General features: G+C 52.4%; 16 protein-coding genes. 2 read left to right on the top strand and 14 right to left on the bottom strand.

The genetic code is table 11. The features are described 5' to 3' along the window. Positions 1 to 81: 81 nt before the first annotated feature. The 10 genes from ACETK5_RS01515 to ACETK5_RS01470 form a co-directional block, all read right to left on the bottom strand. The gene (locus ACETK5_RS01515; protein WP_394054177.1) at positions 82 to 3,102 is read right to left on the bottom strand and encodes a VWA domain-containing protein; all 3,021 of its coding nucleotides are present in this window, start codon (positions 3,100 to 3,102) and stop codon (positions 82 to 84) included. Further along, on the bottom strand, positions 3,086 to 5,089 hold the full coding sequence (locus ACETK5_RS01510; protein ID WP_394054176.1) for a vWA domain-containing protein: 2,004 nt from the start codon (positions 5,087 to 5,089) through the stop codon (positions 3,086 to 3,088). Before ACETK5_RS01510 ends, ACETK5_RS01515 begins: the two co-directional genes overlap by 17 nt. A gap of 258 nt (positions 5,090 to 5,347) precedes the next feature. Continuing rightward, positions 5,348 to 6,295, bottom strand: coding sequence for a DUF58 domain-containing protein (locus ACETK5_RS01505; RefSeq protein ID WP_394054175.1), 948 nt, complete (start codon positions 6,293 to 6,295; stop codon positions 5,348 to 5,350). Then, positions 6,292 to 7,281 (bottom strand): AAA family ATPase, encoded by a 990-nt coding sequence (locus ACETK5_RS01500; RefSeq protein ID WP_100539037.1) that lies wholly within the window; start codon positions 7,279 to 7,281, stop codon positions 6,292 to 6,294. Before ACETK5_RS01500 ends, ACETK5_RS01505 begins: the two co-directional genes overlap by 4 nt. Before the next feature lie 75 nt (positions 7,282 to 7,356). Continuing rightward, positions 7,357 to 9,048 (bottom strand): phage tail tape measure protein, encoded by a 1,692-nt coding sequence (locus ACETK5_RS01495; protein ID WP_394054174.1) that lies wholly within the window; start codon positions 9,046 to 9,048, stop codon positions 7,357 to 7,359. Positions 9,049 to 9,083: 35 nt separating this feature from the next. After that, positions 9,084 to 10,031, bottom strand: coding sequence for an ABC transporter permease (locus ACETK5_RS01490; RefSeq protein WP_100539039.1), 948 nt, complete (start codon positions 10,029 to 10,031; stop codon positions 9,084 to 9,086). After that, positions 10,028 to 10,957: an ABC transporter ATP-binding protein gene (locus tag ACETK5_RS01485; protein WP_394054173.1), complete on the bottom strand. Its 930-nt coding sequence runs from the start codon at positions 10,955 to 10,957 to the stop codon at positions 10,028 to 10,030. The genes ACETK5_RS01490 and ACETK5_RS01485 overlap by 4 nt, the downstream gene beginning before the upstream one ends. Continuing rightward, on the bottom strand, positions 10,954 to 13,314 hold the full coding sequence (locus ACETK5_RS01480; protein WP_243390825.1) for a DUF7408 domain-containing protein: 2,361 nt from the start codon (positions 13,312 to 13,314) through the stop codon (positions 10,954 to 10,956). The genes ACETK5_RS01485 and ACETK5_RS01480 overlap by 4 nt, the downstream gene beginning before the upstream one ends. A 268-nt stretch (positions 13,315 to 13,582) precedes the next feature. After that, on the bottom strand, positions 13,583 to 14,482 hold the full coding sequence (purU, locus tag ACETK5_RS01475) for a formyltetrahydrofolate deformylase (protein WP_394054172.1): 900 nt from the start codon (positions 14,480 to 14,482) through the stop codon (positions 13,583 to 13,585). A 131-nt stretch (positions 14,483 to 14,613) separates the two neighbouring features. Further along, positions 14,614 to 15,735: a deoxyribonuclease IV gene (locus tag ACETK5_RS01470; RefSeq protein WP_394054171.1), complete on the bottom strand. Its 1,122-nt coding sequence runs from the start codon at positions 15,733 to 15,735 to the stop codon at positions 14,614 to 14,616. Positions 15,736 to 15,860: 125 nt separating this feature from the next. Between ACETK5_RS01470 and ACETK5_RS01465 the strand changes: the two genes are divergently transcribed. After that, on the top strand, positions 15,861 to 16,334 hold the full coding sequence (locus ACETK5_RS01465) for a DUF2621 domain-containing protein (RefSeq protein ID WP_127595663.1): 474 nt from the start codon (positions 15,861 to 15,863) through the stop codon (positions 16,332 to 16,334). Positions 16,335 to 16,590: 256 nt separating this feature from the next. Further along, the gene (locus ACETK5_RS01460; RefSeq protein ID WP_394054170.1) at positions 16,591 to 17,511 is read left to right on the top strand and encodes a copper amine oxidase N-terminal domain-containing protein; all 921 of its coding nucleotides are present in this window, start codon (positions 16,591 to 16,593) and stop codon (positions 17,509 to 17,511) included. 184 nt (positions 17,512 to 17,695) lie between these two features. On the opposite strand, the gene ACETK5_RS01455 is transcribed toward ACETK5_RS01460, so the two are convergent. The 4 genes from ACETK5_RS01455 to ACETK5_RS01440 form a co-directional block, all read right to left on the bottom strand. After that, a complete protein-coding gene (locus ACETK5_RS01455) occupies positions 17,696 to 18,316 on the bottom strand; it encodes a hypothetical protein (RefSeq protein ID WP_394054169.1) in 621 nt (206 codons plus the stop codon). A gap of 420 nt (positions 18,317 to 18,736) precedes the next feature. After that, complete coding sequence (locus tag ACETK5_RS01450) at positions 18,737 to 20,599, bottom strand: DUF6382 domain-containing protein (protein WP_394054168.1); 1,863 nt, start codon at positions 20,597 to 20,599, stop codon at positions 18,737 to 18,739. 13 nt (positions 20,600 to 20,612) lie between these two features. Further along, positions 20,613 to 21,125 carry an A24 family peptidase gene (locus ACETK5_RS01445; RefSeq protein ID WP_394054167.1) on the bottom strand — a complete coding sequence of 171 codons (513 nt, stop codon included), beginning with the start codon at positions 21,123 to 21,125 and terminating at the stop codon, positions 20,613 to 20,615. 239 nt (positions 21,126 to 21,364) lie between these two features. After that, entirely contained in the window at positions 21,365 to 22,351 is a 987-nt protein-coding gene (locus tag ACETK5_RS01440) for a TadE/TadG family type IV pilus assembly protein (RefSeq protein ID WP_394054166.1), read from the bottom strand. Between the last annotated feature and the right edge of the window lie 14 nt (positions 22,352 to 22,365).

The raw sequence follows: 22,365 nt of genomic DNA, 5'->3' as shown, positions 1-22,365 counted from the left end.
AAAGTTACTTCATCCGACAATTAAAAAAAGCTTCGGTCCGGCTGTATATTGAACAGCTGGACCGAAGCGTGAGGCGGCACATCAGCGCGTGCCGCGTTTTTTGGCTTTGAGGAGGCGATCCATGGAGGAGCCTCCTTCCGGAGCCGGCCCGGTTCCCTCGGGCCGGCCTTGGCCGTCCCCCTGCGCCTGCGGCGGCGGGGGAGGCGGCGGGGGCGCGCTTCCCTTGCGCGCGCCCTGGCTTGCGGCCGGCTTCGCCTGGGCCGGCCGCTCTTCCCGCAGCGGGGCATCCGCCCGCTGCGAATCGCGCGCCTCCGGCGGGGCCTTGCGGCCCCCTGCCGGAGCTGCGCCGGGTGCCGGGGCAGGGCTTCCGCCCCCGGCACCATGGGCCGCGCCGCTGCGCTCGCGCGCGGGCGGGGCCTGCGGCGGCTTCGCGGAGCTGCCGCCGTAGAACTGGGCGGCGCGGGCTTTGCGCGCCGCCAGCCGCTCGAGGCCGGCGTCACGCGCGGCCTCGCCGGCAGGTGCCGGCCGCCTGCGGAGCAGGGCGGCCAGCCTTGCGCCGATGGCGCCCCATGGCAGAGCCAGGCGCCGCACGGCGATGTCGGCGACCCACAGCAGCAGGGCCGCCGCCAGCAGCGGATAACTCCAATCGTGGAGTTTCATCCGCGAGGTCGCCTGCCGGTCGAACACTTCGGCCGGGTTATCCCAGGATAGTACACGGCCACCGGTCACCTCGGCCAGCCGCTTCATGGCTTCCTCGCCGCTGCCGGAGGACAGCCGGTATTCCGGAGAATACGGCACGACAAAACCGGTGCCTGGCGCGGCTTGCAGCGGCTCTTTCCCGCTCGCGTCCTCAAGGGACATGAGGAAGGCTCCCGGCTTGGATACGTTGACGAGTCCGGTATAACGACCTGGCGCCTCCTGAAATAGCTCTACCGTCTGCTCGCCGGCTTCATCGTCCCCGATCACCGCATTCAGCTTCTCCGGCGGATTCTCGCCCTCTGCCATAACTTGGAGCTTTACTTGGTTGCCGGCCGTCTCGGTAGCCACTTCATAGGGCGACGACGTAAACTGCGGGAATGTCCACTTCACAATTTCGGTCAACGTGTTGGCAAAGCCGGACCACGATACCCATTCCTTGGACCACTTTCCGCTTAAATCGCTCGTCCATGCCACCGTTCGTCCGGATCCGTACTGCCATCGTGACAGGATCGGGTCCGGCTCCGGACTGGACAATACCGTCTGGGCGGAAGACTTCGGCGTTGCCGCAACATAACCATAAAGCCCCGGAACGCCCTGCTGGAATAGACTCGCCCAATCGCCCGCATTCTGAACGGCCGGGACAAAGGGTTTATCCACGATATAGGATTTGGCCAGCATGACGGCCTCCCGGCTGAATACCGCCGGCAGCGTCGTTTCATCCTCAACGAAGTAATAACGTCCTTTGGCCGCATCCGCCAAGGATTGAAGCAGGTTGGTATCGGCATCCATCCCGACCGCTACCGAAGACATCGTGATTTTGTTCTCCACCATCGTATCGGTCAGGTCCTGATACCCGGAATTCATGGCGGATTGTCCGTCGGTCATCAGAATGATATGTCTGCGCTGGGCCTTAATCTTCAGCATTTCTTCAAGCGCCGAGGAAACGGCAGGATAGATGTTGGTTCCTCCTGCGCTCGGAATCGACTGGATGCTGCTGAGCACCTCTTCCTTGTCCCCGAGCTTCTGCGGCGGAACGACCCACCACGGCTGATCGTCAAAAGCAACGACGCCGACCGTATCCTTGGCTCTCAGCAGCTCCACCGTGCGCATAGCCGATTCCTTGGCCAATTCGATCTTGTTGCCATCCATGCTCCCCGAACGGTCAATGACGAGGATGAGACCAAGCGATGGAATCTCCCGCTTGCCTTCCAGCTCCATCGAGACCGGCAGCGCTTTTTCAATCGGGGTTTTAAAATATCCGCCCATCCCGAAGCTGTCCTCGCCCCCCGCCATCATAAACCCGATGCCGAAGCTGCGGACCGCCTGCTCGATCAGCTCCATCTGTTTGCCGCCGACGTCACTGCCCGAGACATTATTAAAGATGATGCTGTCGTACACGGCATACTTGGCCGCTTCCAGCGGGAGCAGCTCGGGCGGAACCACCTCGGTGCCGATCATGCCGGACTCGAGGGCTGCCGTGATATTCCCCGACGTTCCCGGGGTTCCTTCCACGATCAGTACGTTCGGCGGACCTTCCACCCGGGTAAAATCGAACGCTGCATTATTGGCGGATGCTTCATCCCCGTCCATGAAGATTTCGGCACGGTAACGATGAAGTCCCGGATTCTTGGCCAGGCCTTTCACGGCATACCGGTTCTCGCCCGGGGTTACGTCCACTCTTTCCCGGCCGATCTCGCGGTTGTCCTCGTAAATGCGCAATTCACCGGAGGTCTTAAACGTGCTCCGGATCATGACCTCCACGTAGAACGACTCTGCTTGATACAGTTTATCCGGTACCTTCAGTTCCTCCACGGCAACATCCTGGATCGCCTGCTTCGGAGTCGGAAGCACATCCACCGCAATGCCCCGATCCTTCAGCAGCCTTCCCGCCGCTGCCATGCTGCCTACATTCTCTTCCCCGTCCGAAATCAACACGATTCTGGAATCGCTGTTGCCCTCGAACAAGCTTCCCGCGAGCTGAAGACCGGACTCCAGCCCCGTAAACTGCTGCTCCAGCAGCGCATTTAAAGAGGCACCTGCATTCTCGGCAGAGGATAAACGCCGTTCCACGGCGCCTTCAAGACCTGTAGAAACTACAGCCGTGCCATCCTTCTCGCCTTTTGCCGCAAGGGAATCGTTAATCCAGTTCGTGATCCGGGCCGAATCCCCCATACTGTCGGAACGGTCCGCCAAGTACACGACCTGTTTATCCCGCAAGACGGTATAACCGTGCAGACCCGAAAGCATAAGAATCAATAACAGAATGACGCAGGTTCTAAAAAATAAGGCCAATTTCTTGCGAAAACCGCTGAGCCGAAAATCCGATGTGTATGCGTAATAGAGAAACACTCCTGCCGGAATCAACAGCAGCAACAACCATGGTTGGCTAAATTGAACGCCCACGCTGGTACACCCCCCATTCCGCTGCGATCACAGCAAGTGCCAAGGCAGCCAGCCATGGCATTAACGAACCGGCACGGCTTGCCGTTTCGCTGTCCCCGGACATTCCGGCACGATCACCAGCCGCCGGATCATCCGAGTTCGGTGACGTTTGACTCACGGTCGGGCTTTGATCGTTGCTCCAATCCGCCTCGTACGGGTCTGCCGTTACAGCAAGCCAAAAGCTAAGCTTCTCGCCCGCTTCATTCTGCTGCTCAAAAGCGTACAGCCCCGGATATTCCGGCACGAGCTGTACCGGCGATATCCCTTGCTCATTCCGGAGAGCTTCCGCAGCAGGAAGGCCGTCAGTAAGAGCAAGACCGCTCTTGGGTACCCAGTTGGCTGCTACCGTATCCGCCGCAATCGGGATATCCGCTTGCGTGCCGGCCATATATCGGCCAAGACCGCTTCCCTTGCCTGAGGTCATCCACTCCAGTGCATTGCTGACCATGACCGGGAATTCCGGCGACAACGGAAGATCGCTATCCTGAAGCAGGAAATTAAACGACAAGCGCGGTCGCCCGTTTTCGCTTCCTGCATAAACGATGGGTTGATCCCCCAGCTTGACTACAGGTTCCCCCCAGGCAGGGGCCTGATCCACCAGCGTGCCGAAATAGACGCCCGATAAGGTTACGTAGGCGGTCACCGGATGCTTGGCAAGCACGGCGCGTCCTCCTTGGCTTCCGACTTTGGAACCTTCTCCGCCGATCGTCCAGAGCGGCGTTTTGGCAGCCAGCTCCGCCCACTTCCCTTCCTTGAACCCTTCCGGCATGCTCCCGTCTATGACGAGCAGATCAAATTCGCCATCGGGTACGGGCGGTACATCCGATGCGGCGCTGCCCTTGTCCGTATTTTGATCCGGGCCTGGCTCCTCATCCTTCTTGTCTTCGGAGCCATCTAAGGCAACCCGGGTGACTTCGGCTCCGCTTAGCTGCAGGGCCTTCTCCAGGAACAAATTGCCCGAAGTCAGCAGAAGGACACGCGAAGATCCGTGACCCAAACCGAATGCAAAGGATTGATTGTCTGCCGCATACCCGTCATCCCGGGATAATTCAAGTCGGTACACTTCGGCAAACGGCAGATCGGCAAAGGATTCGGTTAATCTCTTCCCCGGCTCCAATTCAAGTACCTTGCTGGTCAGCAGTTGTTCATCTCCGTAAAGATTCACTTCGGCCGAGATCGATTCCTTGGCATTCGTGCTGAGGACGGCGACCGCCGCATAGGATGAACCTGTTTCACCCTTGAGTGAAATGCCGAATTGGTCGATGGAAACGTTAAGAGGGTGTTCCCCTTGTACCTTCTCCACGGATACTGGAACCTGAAACGATATGGGAGCCGTATCCTGCTTCCAATAGCTATCTGTAAAAATAACGACTTCTGCATCATGTTCTTCCCGTGTCAGAGCGGAAGCGAGCGATAAGGTTTCCCTGTAGGATGCCTGGCCGTAATAGGGCCGCAACCCATCCACGGCCTTATCGATGGCGGCGCGGTCGCTTTCATGGGAGACCAGCGTCATGGGACTTGCTCCCACGGACAGGAGGGTGATCTCGCTCCGTCTCCCTTGGTCCTTCACGTATTCCTTAATTCGTTCCTGCATCCATTGCAGCCTGGATGCGGCTTCACCTTCGGCCGAAGGCTGAATCTGCGCGCTCATGCTGCCCGAGGTATCGGCAACGATGACCACATGGGCGCTGCCTCCGCCAGACACCTGCATAAAGGGCTGCATCAGTGCGAAGACCATCAGCGCAGCAGCAAGCAGCTGGAGCCACAGCAGAAGCCGGTTCTGCAGCTTCTGCCACGGCCTGTTGGCCTCCAGGTTCCGAAGCACCCGCTCCCACAGCAAGTGGCTGGGAACGGTTGTATCCACATATTTTCGTTTGAACATATACATAAGCACGATGGCCGGCAGCGTTAAACCGAACCATAAACTCAGCCAAGATTGAATCCCCAACGTGTCCCCTCCTTACTCCCGTGGACCCTGACTAACGAGACTTGCCTGTTTTCCCCAAGCATCGGATGTAGGCCTATCCATCTCTTCCTAGATTTAATGCGTTTCCTGCTTGTTCGTTTCTAGAGATCACAGACAGGTGCTAGTGAAGCCTACTTTTCATAGCTTGTGTATTTACCGGTGTTACCTTGTCGCCAAGCTTTCCAAAGCGGAGAACATCCGGCAGATGCTCAGACACCGGACCCTGCATGAGATCTCGCCTTATCCAGTAACGAGTCCTGCTCCTGCCAGTACCCCGAACATCGCGTCCGTAAGCGGCATATCCGCCGGAATGAGCACGTAAGACATTCCCCGCTCCGCGCACACGCGGGAGAGCATCGTCCGGTACCGCTCCAGCTCCTCTTTGTAAGCATCGAGCACTTTACCCGTCAATGCCACTTCCTTGCCGCTCATCGTTTCGCTGTCGACCAATCGCAAATCGCCGGTCAATTTAGGCTCCAGTTCTTCCCTCGACAAAACATGCACCAGCACCACTTCCTGTCCGGTACCGGACAAAAGGGAAAGCGCTCTGAACAATTCCTCCTCGCCGCCCTCCAGCCAAAAATCCGAGAACACCCAGGTCATCCCCGGCTGCCGGGGGAGTGCACCAGGAACGGCAAGCGCAGCACCCAAGCTGCCCTCACCTCCCGTTTCTGCCCCTTGCAGGAATGAAAACAGACGATGGGCCGAGCCCTTTCCTCTCATGATCGGAAGACGGGCGTTAATCGAACGGCTGTAACAGGCGACCTGCAGCCTGTCGTAGGAGGACAATGCCATGTAGCCGATGCTGGCGGCGAGTTGACGTGCGAGCAGCCATTTCGGGCTTCCCTTCGTTCCCGCCGGATCCGCAGCCGATGATTCAGATGATGATGACATTTCGGCCCCCATGGATGCCGAGCAATCCACGAATAGACTGACTGTCAGCTCCTGCTCGTCCATGAATTGACGCACGAATGCTTTTCCCGTACGGGAATAGACGCCCCAGTCAAACCTGCGGACATCATCCCCGGGAGAATATACTCGGTAATCGGCGAACTCGAGGGATGAACCAAGCCGGCGGGATCGTCTCTTTCCCTGCAGCGTTCCGGCAACCCGTCGCTTGGCCTCCAGACTCAATCGCTCCAGACGCGGAAGCCACTCCGGAGGAAGCAGGTGCCCGTCTCCGCTCACGCGGATGCCTCCAGCGCTTGCAGAACCTCCTGAATGACATGGTCTGTCGTGATGCCGAGCGCCTGCCCCTCAAAATTCAGGAACAAACGGTGGCGCAGCGCCGATAAAGCCACGGCGCGAATATCCCCCGTCGATACATGCATCCGCCCGCTGCACAATGCACGGACCTTGCTCACGGATATGATGGACTGAATGCCCCGCGGTCCGGAACCGAACTGGACGTATTTTCGTACCGCCTCCGGGGCCGCAGCCTCTTGCGGATGCGTCATCATGAGCAGACGAACCGCATAGTCCAAAATCTCCTCGGCAACCAGCACTTCCCGGGCTCCGCGCTGGATTTCCAGCAGCTCGTCTCCGGTCATTTGTCGTTCCACCTGGAATTCGTGGGAGGACGTCGTCCGCTTCACGATTTCCTTCAGTTCATCCGCACTCGGATACGATACTTCGATCTTCAGCAGAAAGCGGTCAAGCTGCGCCTCCGGCAAGGGATATGTCCCCTCGTTTTCCAATGGGTTTTGCGTCGCCAGAACAAAGAAAGGTTTGGGCAGCTGATGGGTTACCCCGCCCACCGTGACGGTCTTCTCCTGCATGGCCTCCAGCAAGGCGCTCTGGGTTTTGGGCGTGGCCCGGTTGATCTCATCAGCCAGCACGATGCTGCTGAACAGCGGACCCTTTTGAAAGGTCATCCCGGTGTCTCCATGCTGCCCGAACGACAAGATGTTGGTGCCCGTTATATCGCTCGGCATCAAATCCGGCGTGAACTGAATACGGGAAAAGGACAATTCCAACGCTTCCGACACCGTGCGGACGAGCATCGTTTTACCGAGGCCCGGAATCCCCTCCAGGAGGGCGTGCCCTCCAGCAAAGATACACCAGAGCATCTGCTCCACAACATCCTGCTGCCCGACAATCACCTTCCCGATATGTTCCCGCAGGCCTGATATTTTCTCCATCCATTCCTGTGGTCTCACTGCAATATCCGACATGGACGAAACCTCCATCTTCTTGGTAAAGTTCAAGTACTCATTCTAGCTTCCGTGATCGGTTGGCTCTTCCATCCCCTACGGATTCGGATTGATCTGTATGAAATATTCCTCAACCAAGCCTTGCATCTGGTCAGGCAGCGGATTGCGATCTAACGTTTTGCGCGCTTCGGTCTCATAATCGCGGTACACTTCCTCATAAGGCCTGGACATGCCGGGAACGGTCGGCGAAACGCCGCCCTTCTGAATATCTCCGCCGCTGCCTTTGATCTGGCCGGAATCGTTTTGCACATTGCCGCTACCCTTGTAATCCCTGGGGATCGTCACAAGCTCGCGACCGCCTGAGCCAAGGCCGGCTCCGCTGCCGGTCCCGCTTCCCGATCCTCCACTGCCGCTGCCACCTGAGCCGGAGCCTGCTCCTGACCCAGAGCCGCTCCCCGAACCGGACCCACTGCCGGCACCTTGACCTTGACCTTGACCGGCCCCGGAGCCGCCTTCCCCGGAGCTTCCCTCCGAGCCTTCGCCTTCTTCTCCCGAGCCTTCCCCGGATCCGGCCTGCGCCAGCGCCTCGGCACTGCCGCCGTTACTCCAGGCATCGGATACCGACATCCCGGCTGCCGTCATCTGATCGGCCAAGCTCAGTCCTTGCGAAGCAAGAGAGGACGCCAGCGAAGCGGCGGATTGCGATTGACTGTCCGACGCGGCTTTGGCTTGCGCCGCTTTGGCCAGCTCCTCGGCCAGCTGCTGGAGCGCTTCTTCCAGCTCCTTCGGCAGCTTGCCTTCCTTCAGCGAATCGGCCGCTTTCTTGAGCTCTTGCTCCAGCTTCCCGTCCTCCATCTGCTTGGCGGCTTCCTCAGCCAATTTTTTCAAAGCATCGGACAGTTCGTCCTTCTCTTCCTGGGACATCTTTTTCACCTGCTCGGTGAGTTTCTTCATTTCCTGCTTCAGCTCATCAGCCATGCCTTCGGCAAGCTTTTTTCCCACCTGGGACAACGCCTTCTCCTGCTGCATTTGCTTAGCCAGCTCAGACAATGCCTTTGCTTTTTCCTCCTGCTGTTTCGCTATTTTCTCCAGCTCTTTCATCGCTTCTTCCAGCTTCTCCAGCGCTTGCTCGGGATGCTTCTCACGGTCCAGCGCTTTTTTCAAGGCATCCAGCTTCTCCTGCAGTTTCCTACTGTCGGCAGGATTGAGCGTTTCTTTCGGGATCTCTTCCGCAAGCTTTTCGGTTTTGGCTGCCTGCTCCTTCATCCAGCTCTGCACCTCTTTTGCCGCTTCCACCTTCTTATCCATCGGGTTTGGAACAAAAACAAGGATGAGCACGGCAGCCAGCGAAGCGCCACAGATCAAGAGATGTCTTTTACGACTAGGGTACGGAAGACGCTCCGGCAATTGCTCCGCAAAACGTGCACCATAGCGTTCCGCCTGCTCGCGCTGCCATTTAGCGGCCTGCGATTCCTCTTCTTTGAACGATAGTGCCGTCACCATCATGTCGCTTCGCTCCGCTCCGTCCGGAACATGATCCATCGCTGAAGCGGCCTCTTCGATCGGAACCCGATGCAGCCATCCCCATAACCAGCCCACGAAGCCTGCCCCGACAGGAACGGCCACGGATGCGACGGGAAGCCAGGCTATGGGCACGAATCTCCCCAGCACCAGAAGCAGCAGCAGCGCGGCAAACCCTGCCATCAGTCCGTATAAAACATACGTGATGATGCGGAAGCGCTGCAGCCGCCGTCTCGCAGCTTCGATAAAACGCATGATGTTGTCCATTGCTCTTCCTCCTTAGCGTACTCTTATGCTTTAGGTTACGCTTCGTCCCGCGTCATTTCCGGTTCTTGCGGGAGCTGTGCTTCGTTCTTATCCTTACGTTTCCGCCTTGCGACAGGGCGGATATTCCGTACGGCAACCCACAGCGCGAGAACGATCACCACCGAATAGACGATGAAAAATTCCAGCCACAATTCAATGGGTGCCTTGCTGTTCAAACTTCCGCCGTGCAGCAGGAATACTTCTTTTGAGAAGGACGGGTTAAACAAACTCATCATCGCCCCGGCCGGATTCAGACCCAGCAAATATCCGACCCAGGAATAGCTGCCCGGCGTTGGCGCCTGCCCGCTTTGATACATATTCTGCTGTTCAATCCCCATAAAGAACAAATACAGCAGCCCTGTTATAAGGAAGATAATTAGTCCCGCACCGTAGGTGACAATAATCGCAACGATGGTTCTTTTGAATAAAGTCGAGAACATCACGCCAAGCGAACCGAGCAGCAGCATCACGAATAAATAAAAAACAAAGACGGATATGAGCTGTTTCGGCGAAATCCCCCCATACAGGAAAACAATGCTGTATACCGGCAGGGTGGCCAGCACGATCAATGTCATGAAGCTGAGTGCCGACACCAGCTTGCTCAGCACAATCGTCGCCGAGCTCTGCTGCGTCGTCAGCAGCATGCTCAGCGTTTGCTTCTCCCGCTCGCTGCTGATGACGCCGGCGGTAAGAGCAGGCGCCATGAACGCGATGAGGACAAGCTGAGCAAAACTCAGCACATAGAACATCATTTGGCTCATCTGCGGATCGAATCGCTGGGGTCCTCGCTGTCCCAAATATAAGAAAAGGTAAATGAAGCCCATCGCAACGGCTCCGAGCGCCAACACATAAAATAACACCGACAGCATGGAACGCGTAGAACGCATCCGCAGCCGAAATTCCTTGTCAATGACCGGATTAATTAGCTTTCTGCTCCAATTCATTCGCGGGGTCCTCCTTTGGTAATTTCGAGGAATACATCCTCCAGATTGCTCTGCGCTTCCTGAAACGAGACAATCGGAATTTCCCAGGAGACCACCTGCCGCAGCAGAGCGCTTTGCTGCGAATCATCCCCGCCGTAATGAACATGGACGCCCGTGTTATCCGTTAATACCGACGTGACAAACGGTTCGTCCCGCAACTTCTCGGCCAGTTCCTCTTCGCGCTCGAGCGTGCGGATGTGGATGACTTTTTTCACGCGGAGACGGCTCTGAATATCGGCCACCTTGCCTTGGGCAACCATCTCGCCGTGCTCGATCACGCCGATTTCATCCACCATCTCCGCCAGCTCAGGCAAAATATGCGACGAAATGATGATCGTCTTGCCCATAAGCTTCAATTCCTTCAAGATTTCACGCATCTCGATCCGCGCCCGCGGATCCAGCCCCGAAGCCGGCTCATCCAGAATCAGTACGTCCGGATCATGCACCAGGCACCGGGCAAGACATAAACGCTGCTTCATGCCACGCGAGAGACTGTCGACGTACGTATCCGCTTTGTCGCTCAGGTTGACGAGCTCCAGGAGCTGCGGAATGAGCTGTTCCCGCTCGGCGCGCGGAATGCCGTAACTTGCCCCGTAAAAATGCAAATATTCAGTAGACTTCAACTGATCGTACACGCCGAAGAAGTCGGGCATGTAGCCGATTCGCTTGCGGACCTCTTTAGGATGCTGGGTCACGTCATAGCCGCCGACCTTGGCAACGCCCGATGTTGGCAGCATCAAGGTGGCCAATATGGACATCGTCGTGGATTTGCCTGCTCCGTTCGGACCAACAAATCCAAATACCGTCCCTTTTTCGATATGAAGACTGATGTCCTTCAACGCATGGAACGTTCCGTATTTTTTACTCAGGTTTCTAATTTCGATCATGGAGTGGCCTCCCCCTTCACAGACAGCTCAGGCATCATAAAGTTGGTCTGATCCTTGGCGGTGATCATGAAACGGATCCGATTCCCTACGATATATTGCTCCGGATTTTTGGTAATGGTAAACACATTGTTCGTGTTTGTAGCAGGCTCCCATTCACTCTTCTTGGAGTTCCAGATCTCCATCGTGACGTTGTTGTTGAATTTGGTGCCTTTCATGGACAATTCCGAATACTTTACGTTGCCTTCAGATATTAATGGGAATTCGGCAATCAAGCTGCCCTGTCCCATTTCGACCCCATGAGGGTAAACCCCGAACATCGGCGCATTCACCTGTGAGATCTCAGGAGACAGGAAGCCGTAAGGAATGTTGATCTCCCCGTTCAGTCCCCAATCCATCTCCACCGGCTGTATCCAGAAATTGAGCTGATCGCTGTCCACCTCAGCGCCTTTCAGCGTATAATTCGTCAAATGATCCTTGCTCCATCCCAAAATGTAAGCATCCCTGTTAACCATTCTGTTGGAATATCCGTATTGGGACAAAATATCGCGCTCGCGCTGTTTCGGATCATTCTGCGAATAAGGGTACAGCATCCCGGACAAGTCACCGCCCGTAAATTTGATGATTTGTTTCGGGTCCTGAGGAACGGCTGCCGCCTCTCCCTTCTTGATATCTCCCAGCTTGTAGGCTTTGCCTCCGACAACCAACACAACCTCGGTCAAATCGTTAATCGTGTCATTGGTGACCTTACCGTTTAATTCCCCTTTGGGATCCAGCTTCAAATCCATGCCCAGACGCCCCATCTCCTCGGTCCCTTGATTGTCCACCCATACCTTGGCTAATGACCATTGGGACATGTCGCGAAGCTCCAGCGTCGTGGACTCCTGCTCCACTCGGACAAAATTCTTATTCTCGCCCATTCCTCCAAACCTGTTCTGAGACTGCCCCGTTCTCAAATACGTATTCTCCGGAAACTCCAAAGCATAGTTCCCGCTTCGAGGCGTGAAAAATGCCGAAGCCGTCGATTTAACCGCATCCCCTTGACCGTTTAGTTCAATCAAGTTGATGGTGTGCGCGAGTTCCCGCGTCTTGTCCGATGAACCGACCACGTAGACGGAACCGCTCGCGATGACGGCAATGATCGGGATCAAGAACCATGCCCATTCCCGCTTGTCCGCCTTTTTCAAGATGTAGTAGAGCAGCGGCGCAACAACGATCGCATAAATAATGAGCATCCACAACAACAGAGTGAAGGAAGGCATCTTCAACGATGGAAAATACTCCAAAACGTAATTCAAACTGTCCATAAGCGAATTGGAGTACATGCCATTCTGCGCACCCATCATGGGAAGGTTATTGCGCAATATCGATGCCCACGCATCCGGATGGCCCGCCCATGAGCTCACCGGTTCCATGGCCAGATCATAAGCCGCATATTGAACACTTCCCTGGCCATAGGCCTTCGAGGCAAACAAAGGTTGTCCGTCCGCTTCAATCCCGATTTGGGCGCCTTCCACCGCTTTCGCTGTAGAAATGGTAAAGGCCCCATCCAGTTTCAGCGGTTTCCCGCCAAGCTTCTCCAGCTCGGCCAGTGAGTTCACGGTTGTAGTGCCATTCGCCACGACCGGCGTTATGTCGGCAAACGGCGCCGCTGTTTTGGTATATCCCGCGCCACCGGCCAGAATCAGGGTGCCGCCGCTATTTACCCAATCTGTAATCGCCTTGCGCTGCGGCTCTGACAGCGTATCGGAAGCAAAATTGTTGATCACGATGACGTCCAGTCCGTTCAGCAGCATTCCATCCGATGGAACGCTGGCGTTCTTAAGCGGGAACACGTTCACGCTGTTGCCCTTGCCGTTAAGGACATTCATGAAATTCATCGTATCCGGATCATCGGATAACACGGCGATGAGTGCGCCTTGATACGGAGAAGCCTGCACGTAATTTTTACCTGAGGCAAACGGAATCTGCTTCCCCTTGGTATAAGATCCTTCATAGAAGAGGATCTGGTTATTATCTTTATTCAGCACGGCCCCTGGAATGCCGATCACGACTTCCTTCGGCGTATCCTTCGGCAGGTCGACCTGCTGGACGTAGGAAGTTTGATATCCAAAGCCATTGTAGTTCTGAATCTGCACAACCACGTCACCGGATATATCCCGGTCGCTGGTTAAGGTCAGTTTGAGCGGATTCCATTTATCATGTTTAATCTTGCCTTGATAACCCATTTCGGATTGAATCCCAATCTTCGCTCCGTCGGCGTAGACGTTTCCGGCCGGAATCGACAAGGATAACGTTGCAACAATCAGCAGCGCCACCATCGGCAGCAACATCCACGTTTTTTTTGTATAAAACGACAACTGATGATTCCCCTCTCCACATATAAATTGCTTTCGCATGAAAAATGACACATAGGTTCATAAGACGTATGTAAAGGTTCTCTTCACAAGTTCAACTATATTGACGAGTCGAATTTATAAAAAGTTTGACGTTTCCTTCCATAAATAAAAATCCCACTCCAATAAGAGGAGCGGGATCAAGGGGTAATCCATTGCAGCGTTAAAGTGTTAGGCTGCTCCATTGTACTATCTATGATGAATCGTCCGAATACAGCCTTATTTGCAATCGTTAGTTGAAGACAACCGTTTTATTGTTATGCACCAGAATCCGATCCTCGACATGCCATTTGACAGCTCTTGCAAGCACTACGCGTTCGATGGTACGGCCAATACGCTTCAACTCGTTGACATCGTCACGGTGACTAACGCGCTGCACATCCTGCTCAATAATCGGTCCGCCATCCAGCTCTTCGGTTACATAATGGGCGGTGGCTCCGATAATTTTCACCCCGCGGTTATAAGCTTGCGCATAAGGCTTGCCGCCGACAAAGGCCGGAAGGAAGGAATGGTGAATGTTGATAATCCGGTTCCGGTAATGTTCGATAAAGGTTGGCGAAATAATCTGCATGTAACGTGCAAGGATAATCACGTCGATATCATTGCCGATCACATCCAGCTGACGCTGCTCCGCTTGTGGCTTCGTATCCGCCGTAACCGGAATATGGTGATACGGGATACCGAACGATTCCACGTATTCCTTCATATCCAGATGGTTACTTACGACCAATGCGATATCCGCATCCAGGTCGCCGGCCTGCCATTGCCACAACAGCTCAACAAGGCAGTGATCTTCTTTGGAAACAAAAATCGCCAGTCGTTTCTTACGGGCTGCATGGTAGATATTCCATTCCATACGGAATTGATCGGCAACTTCCCGGAAGGATTCTTCCAGCTTGGGAAGCTTTGTATTCAAATCCTCCAGATCAAATTCAACCCGCATAAAAAACATGCCGCCGGCCGGATCCATCGTGTATTGGTCAGACTGAACGATGTTGGCGCCATGCTGGTACAGAAATTGGGAGACCGCTGCCACAATTCCCGGTCCATCCGGACAGGAGATCAGCATGCGGGCACGATTAGGGTACTGACCTGCCGCAGACGGCAGATCCTTCTTGATGTGAATTTCCATGAGACTCGGTGATCCTCCTTTTAAATCTGCAATTAACGTCAAACGGCCTCCCAGGAAAACATACCGCGACATGCGGACGTTATCCTGAGAATGCCTTAGTATTCTTAATATAAAGCCATTTCTAATGAAGCTTATGAATTCAGGGGAGCACCGGACAACCAAGCGATCAGGCGCTGATTGATCTGCTCCTCCGAAAGGTCGGACAGCAGGCCTGCTGCCATGACCATATCGTACAGGCGCTCCATCGGTTCGCGCGGATCGGCTTTTTTGGCTTTGGCATCATTCTTCAACAGTGTCCAGGTATCCAGCACAAACGAACGGGATTCGATGCCTTCCTTGGCAAAGAAAGCGTCCAGTTCTTCTACTTGCTCAGCAAAAGTTGACCCGAAACGGCCTTCCACATCCCCGCGCAGAAGCGCAATCTCGATCTCATACATCGGACGCTGCGTCTTTGGATCCTTACCGATCCACGGCGTCTCCAGAATAAACGGTCTGCCCTGGAGCTTCTCATGATGAACCACTCTTTGGATGGCTTCATAGCCGATCCATCCGGTTCCAATCGGCGTATGACGGTCTTTACCCGCTCCACGCGGATTCTTGCTGTCATTCACGTGGACGACCGTTAAACGGTCGAGTCCGATCAGCTTGTCGAACTGCTCCAGGACGCCGTCCAGATCATTTACGATATCGTAACCTGCATCATGAATATGGCAGGTGTCGAGGCAGATGGCCAAACGGTCATTGTACTTCACCTTATCAATAATGGAAGCAATTTCTTCAAAACTGCGTCCCATCTCGGTGCCTTTGCCGGCCATCGTCTCCAGCGCAATCTTCACTTCGGTCTCATCCGTACCGCCGAGCACTTCATTGAGCCCTTCGGCAATTCGGTCGATGCCGTATTCCGCATCCTTATCGGTATATGCGCCGGGATGGAGAACGATGTTCTTCACGCCGACCGCATGCGTGCGGCGAATCTCCTCCTGCAGAAAGCTAACCGCCAGCTCAAACGTATTGGGCTTGTACGATCCAAGGTTAATAATGTAAGGCGCGTGGACCACGATTTCTTCAATCCCGCTTTCCTGCATGGCAGCCTTGCCTTCTTCGATAAACATGGAATCGATCGGCTTGCGGCGCGTATTTTGCGGTGCGCCGGTATATATCATGAACGAGCTGGAGCCATATGATGTGGCTTCAGCCGTCGCAGTCAGCAATCCCTTGTCCGAAAACGACACGTGGGAACCAATTTTCAACATGCTGCATCCCCCTTTTTTAACACACAATTACACCTATTTTAGCTTGTATATCGAAATAAATCTAGAAATGCGTTATAATTCTCATGAAAGTGTCATGTGACAATAATCATTGAGGTGATATACAGATGAACAGCACAGGGGCCGTCATGGGCTATTTGTCGTCCAGTGCACCGCCGTCATGGTTCATGAACTCCATTGCCTTCTGGGGATGGGTCATGCTCGGGCTGATGGGCATCGGCGGATTTTTCATGTTCCGCAAGTTTCTGAAAGTGCTTCCCAAAGCCGACGGCAAATCAAAGCTCGATTGGCAAAATTACTGGGTAGAGCGAAGCCGCCCGCTGTGGACGGATGAATCCAAAGCATTTCTGGACGAGCTAGTGCAGCCTGTACCGGGGCCGTTCCGGGATATCGCCAAACACTCCATTGCAGCCGAAATCGGCAAAATCGCCGTCGAATCCGGCGCAACCGAAGTCACCCGGGATCACTGCATCAAAGGTTACATCGTGGCTACGCCGAAGCGGGATTACAAATTCCTGATGAATTTCCTACAGAAGAAGGAAATCGACTACAAGCCTTATCAGCATTTGATCAATAAGTAATAACACAACCTAAATGGAACGACGGTACTTGCTTCATTCAAATGTTCGGACAAACCGTTTGGTCCGGAATATAACTCCCCCTAGTCCTCATACAGAGGATCAGGGGGATTCGTTTTTTAATTTCGATAAATTGATGGGATACGAATCAACTTGGCCTGTTTTTAGACCCAAGAAAATGATGGAAATAAATCATAATTCAAGTATAATAGACTGTTATAAGAAATATAATCCAATAGTCCTAGGAGGAAAGAATGGCGTGAAGTTGAAATTAGCAATTATTATAGTTTTACTATTTACATGTATTGTACCAGCCGCAGGAGCTGCGCCAGCCAATATCGTCAATGTGGATGGCGTTAAAGTAGGGCTGCGACAGTCCCCTATTTTGCGAGACGGGGTGACCCTGGTACAATTCGCTCCGATATTCAAAAGCTTGGGCCTCTCTGTAAAGTGGGATCCCGCTAAACAGCAGATTACAGGGACTAAAAAAGGGATCAACCTTGTGCTGACTGTTGGCAACAAAAACGCCTATGTAAACGGCTCACGAATGCTGCTCGAATCTCCTCCGGTATCCTTGAACGGAAACATTTTCGTTCCGCTTCGCTTCATCAGCGAGGCCACTGGAGCAACCCTCGCCGTAAATGGAAACACCATCGACATTACCAGTTACAAGGGGACAGAGCCCTTTGTTCCTAAGCCTACACCGATTCCGCCGGTAAAAACAAAAGCCGTAAAAATCCAAGAGGAGTTGGAATCCAAATACTCCAATCTCTCTTTCGGAAAATTGCACCTAAATAACTTAACTTATGGCGTAACCGACGATTCGGATACACTTTCCATTGCCGTAGAAATTTCGGATGAACAAACGATGCAGAATATTATCGACACCTTTGACAGCAAACCTTCAACGGGGCATCTGTTGACCAAGAACATTGCCGACCATGTACATAAAAAATACGGATACAAAAAAGTCTACGTATTTATCATTACATTCTTTGCGAGTTCCTCTTACCCAAGCGGGTATGATGCCCAATATAATATTTTCGTTCCTGAATACAATATGTATGTTACACGCTGGCCCTTGTACGGAGGATCTTATAATTACTCGAAAAAGGTAGCTTACTGGTACCTGGACCCAACCGGAGATACGGAGTACATGATCTATTCAAGCTCGTTATAAAAATTCGATGGAGGCATTATCAGCGAGCGTACCCATGCGGGACATGCTCATGGTAGTGCCTTTTCTCCTTACGGCTTCTTGATAGGCCGGAGAAGTATAGACGCTGCCCTGATTATCGGTAGATTAATGAATTTATGTTTTTTCACATTAGCACATCTATGTGTCGTCCACACTTCGAGAGTTATCAATCCTCAATCGCCTTAGCAACTGTCTGTTTCTTCTCCTTCAGAATTTCCATCACACTTTTATTGTTATCTTCTACTATAAAATCTATATCAGCTTTTGAAATAACCAGAGTCGGAAGGAAAAATAAATCCTCTCCGTATATGTTTAAATCTGCTGGAATGAAATGATATGTAATCATAGGTTTTTCATGATGATTCAAAATATCTATGTCGACCTCGCCAAGCTTAATGTCTTCTGAAAGAAAAAAAGATACTTCACAAGCAGAGTGATATAATCCCTCTTCTGACAACGCATTAATATCATAGAATTTAATGTTATAAATTGAATCTGAGACTTTCGTAACAGGATACATTTCATAATATTTATCTACAACTTCTTCCTCCCACCGTTCTAATCTCTTGCTATATTTCTTATCCTGCCAATTTAGAAATTTGAGGATGAAGACCGAAAGCAACCCCCCTAGAAATATTTCAACTCCTGAAAATTCGAAAAAAAAGATTGCTATGAGAAATAAAGAGGAAAGAACTATATGTACACCCCTTGCCAATACTTCTAAAAGCGTCCATGTCTTCTCAGATACAGTTACACCAAAAAAAACGGGTCTTGGTTTTTGATTCATAACCTCTTGAAATATGTAAGATGTCATTCCTACAACTCATCTCCCTTCGTTACTCTCGAAAATTAAGTAAATGATAGATTTCCTGTCTCGATCTTTGTCAAAGGAAGGATATCGTCTGCCGCCTCAATTGCATCTTGCATCAATTGTTGTTTTCATGCATAGGTTGTTCAAAAAGTTTTGGCGATCCTTTCTCATCAACGTTTTGGCTCCTCTGGTAGCCCAATTTCATCGACGAAATTGGCAACAACTTAATCCAAAACACACTGGAATATATTTACTTAGTACTATTATTGTTATGGGTATATTTTACCATAGGTATCGAATCAAGTGTTTCTAAAGATCTAGTTAAAACAAAACAAGAAAAAACCAAAAGCCTTCCCCAAATAAATCAGGAAACACCTTGGTTTTTTTCTGCAATAATTAACCCCTGCGCAAGGTAAACGACCATCCCGCAATAATAAAAACATCCCCCTCCATCAGAGGATATTCTTTATAAGGCACCATGGATTCTCCCTTCAACATCGTACCGTTTCTAGAACCCAAATCCTTCAGGACGTACCCTCCGCTTTCGCGCGAAAGCTCGACATGCGCCCGTGAAGTCCCCACTCCCTGCGCGACGAATTGGGCTACGTCGGGAGAACGGCCGATGATGAAATGGGGCTGATGCAGTTCTATCCGCTGTGGGGTGGCTGTATTCGGTTCGTTTAGTTCGAGGTAAACTCCTGCTGAATGTTGCACGGCTGGACGGGCTGCAGCATCCGGACTTAGCAGGACGGTAGCTCCCCCGCCTCCAGAGGATGAAAGCACCTCCGTCCGTTGAGACAAATGGGCATAATAATCCCCCTCTTCCCCATACGAATCCTCTGCCGCAGCTGCTGCCTCAGATGGACGCGAATAAGCATGGCCCTGCGGAGACTGTGCGGGAAATCCCGCTGCATGGTGAACTCTCTCGGAGTTAACTGGAGATTTAGGAACCCGCCATCTCCAATTCTCTTTCCCCTCCTCAAGCTCTGCTGCTGCTTTTCCAGCGTCTGTTTCCGAGTTATCCCCAAGAAGCCCCGATAAAGGATCCGCCTGAAAACGTGGGACGGACTTCCACTTGGAATGCTCCTGCGGGCTAAGCTCTGTTGACTCGAACATTGGCAGGGAACCGGACCAATCGCCGGATCTCCGTGATAGCAGCTGGAGTTTACCTGTCCAGCCAAGCCAGGCTACTGCAGCAAGTAGAATCGTAATCCCAACCGATACCCCCAACATCAGTGGAGAGCGCTGATTCATATACAACAATCTCCAAGCTCCCGCTGCGGCGAGCAAACATCCTAACAAAATATAGGTACGAACCGGTGAAGTCTTGTCATTGTCCGCATCATCTGAATTTGTATCATCCGTATCCGTATCAGGTAACCACGGAGGAGTTGAACCCAAGGGGCTTCGACCCCCATGAGAATTCATTTCCTCGCTCTTGCCCCTCTTCCCAAACATCTCATTCGTACGTTCCGTCAGACCTCGGATTAAACTCTGTTTATCCGTGTGGATGTCACTCTCCGTCTGCGGCATTGCTGTCCGCCCACGAGCCGGTTCTGTAAATGCGAATGCAGGCTTGGAGCCCAAGCTGCTTGATTGACTATCGGTATAGGGAGATCCTTGATTCAGACCTGAAGGCACTGCTGCATTTGCTTGAGTTACAGCACGATGCTCTTCACCCTCTCCAGCTAACAGCTCGACCACAAGCTTCTTTAGTCCCGGCAGATTGAAGCTTTGTTCACTGCAGAACGACATCAGTGCCTGTATCCCTCCCCCTTTTAACTCCGTCACCGATGCAAGCAACCTTGTCATTAGCTCTTTGAGCAAAATCGGAAGACGATTGCTGCTTGCTTCGCTAGCTGCAAGGGGAACATAAGTTAAATATAAAGTGCCAAGATGCAGGGAACCTTCAATAAACAGATAATCCTCATGAAGAATGTAGTTCTCGGGTTGGAGCATATACAACTTGCTGTCCTCCAGAGCGGTGACGATCTGCAGCAGCAATCCAAAATATTCGGTCAGCGTCATTCGCTCACTCTTCAACGCTTGAGACAGCATTTTTTTGCCGGTAATATCATATTCCAACGTTACTTTGTAATCGACTTCTTTCATATGCAGCTTCAGAAAATGAGGGATTCTCGAAGAACGGATCATTCCCAGCTGTACATGATTAAGTTCTGATGATTGGATTCCTTCAGCCCGGTCCAGCACCATCATGGTTCCACCGTTCTGCTTAAAATCCACCTTTAATCCGAGCATAGGCTCCCCCCTCCTATAAGTGAAGTACTACATACGTGCTGATTACGCCAGGAAGGACAGCCATCATAAAGGGGAATCGCAAGTGTTCCTCCTGGCTGTTGCGCCATAGCAACCAGCTCTTCATAACAAAAACTCCGGCGATACTGCCAACGACATTGCGTATTCGCTTCATCGTTTCCCGCCGCCAGAGCAGGATGAGCAACCCGATGACACCGGCAAAAAGGACAGAGTACATGATGCCCTGTAAGGTAAACCATAAGCCGGTCCAGGCACCAATCCCTCCAAACAGCTTAACGTCACCCGCTCCTACAGCTCCTATAAAATACATGATCAACAAGATAAGAAACCCTGCTCCAAGACCCTGCAAAGAAAAGAACACCCCCTTCCACCCGTCCAGAACGCCATGATAGACAGGACCGGACAGCATCGCCGAAACGGTTAATACATTCGGTATTTTCATGGAACGAAGGTCTGTAATGAATGCTGCAATCAGGTAAACGGCACAAATACCAAAGGCAACGGCCACACGTATCAACCTCCCCCGCGCGACTATTCAAAGGAACAGCCTTAATAGAACATTAAATGGATGCACAATGAATTGCTTCTTTGGAAGGACTTTTCCTGGATATTTCTTTGGAACGCTTCTCTTAAAACGCTTCTTAGATTGCTTCTCTTGGACACTTCTTTAGATTGCAAATCCTGGACGCCTTTATAATGCGATTCTTTTTTTGGAACTTTTATTTCATAACCTTACTTTCGAACGCCTCATGAACCCGACCGCGCCACTACCGTAAACGGCACCTCAATCCGCTGCCCGTCTGCTGTCTCTACGACAAACAGCCACGTTCCCGGCGTTGTATTAAAGCCTACATTCCATTCCCACTCGATATAGCCGTTACCGTCCGCGGTTTCCCATCCCAAATATTTAGCCGTGCTCTGACCACTCTTATAGTAGACCGACAATTGGGCACTGCTTCCCGGCTCTACTTTTACTTTTACCTTAGCCTGCTTGCTAGCCACAGCCGGATTCGGCTTTTCCAGCAGCTCGATAGCCCCGTTCGTTCCCGAGCCGTCCCCTGAACCCGCCCCTCCTTCGCCGGTATCACCAATCCATAATCTCTCCTGAGCCTTTGCCTGCAGCACAATTCGTTTGTTCAAGAAAGGAACTCGGATCGGAAGCGCGTAATTCACCTCTATGCCGAAATAGGGACTCGCCCCGCTCTTCAAATTGGGAATGTGAACATTGGACACATGGATTCGATCATAATCCAGAAGATGTTCAGGTATGAACGGCTTCATCATCGGCTTGACCACGGGATCGAGTACGGCTTCCACGGTTTGGTTCTTAAGCTGCTGCAGCGGCTCCTCGCCTGACGCTACGGCTTGCGTGATCCACTCATTAACAGGAGCAGGAAGAGAGTCGCTGTAATTCGAAACCCAATCAGAAAGCGACAATTTAGGAATCTCCCAATGAGATGTGCTTGGTGAGCCTTCTCCTGTCCCACTGCCACCAGCATTGGCCTGTACGGCTAGCGAGACGGGATACATATGAGCCGCTACGGTTTTGACCGTATCCGAAACGGTATTCTGGAGTGCTGTCGATATTAACGTCATTTGCACGATATAAATGAGAAAAATGACAAAAAACATAAACATCGGCAGCACAAGTGCAGCTTCCACCACCACGCTTCCTTGTTCCGATGACGCTTTACCTTTATGGAGAGGTTTCTGTATTACCGATAATCGTTTCATTCAAGTACCCCTAA

Source organism: Paenibacillus ilasis (genome assembly GCF_043195395.1).
Taxonomy (GTDB): Bacteria; Bacillota; Bacilli; order Paenibacillales; family Paenibacillaceae; genus Paenibacillus_AQ; species Paenibacillus_AQ lautus.
This window is presented reverse-complemented; position numbering and strand designations above follow the sequence as displayed.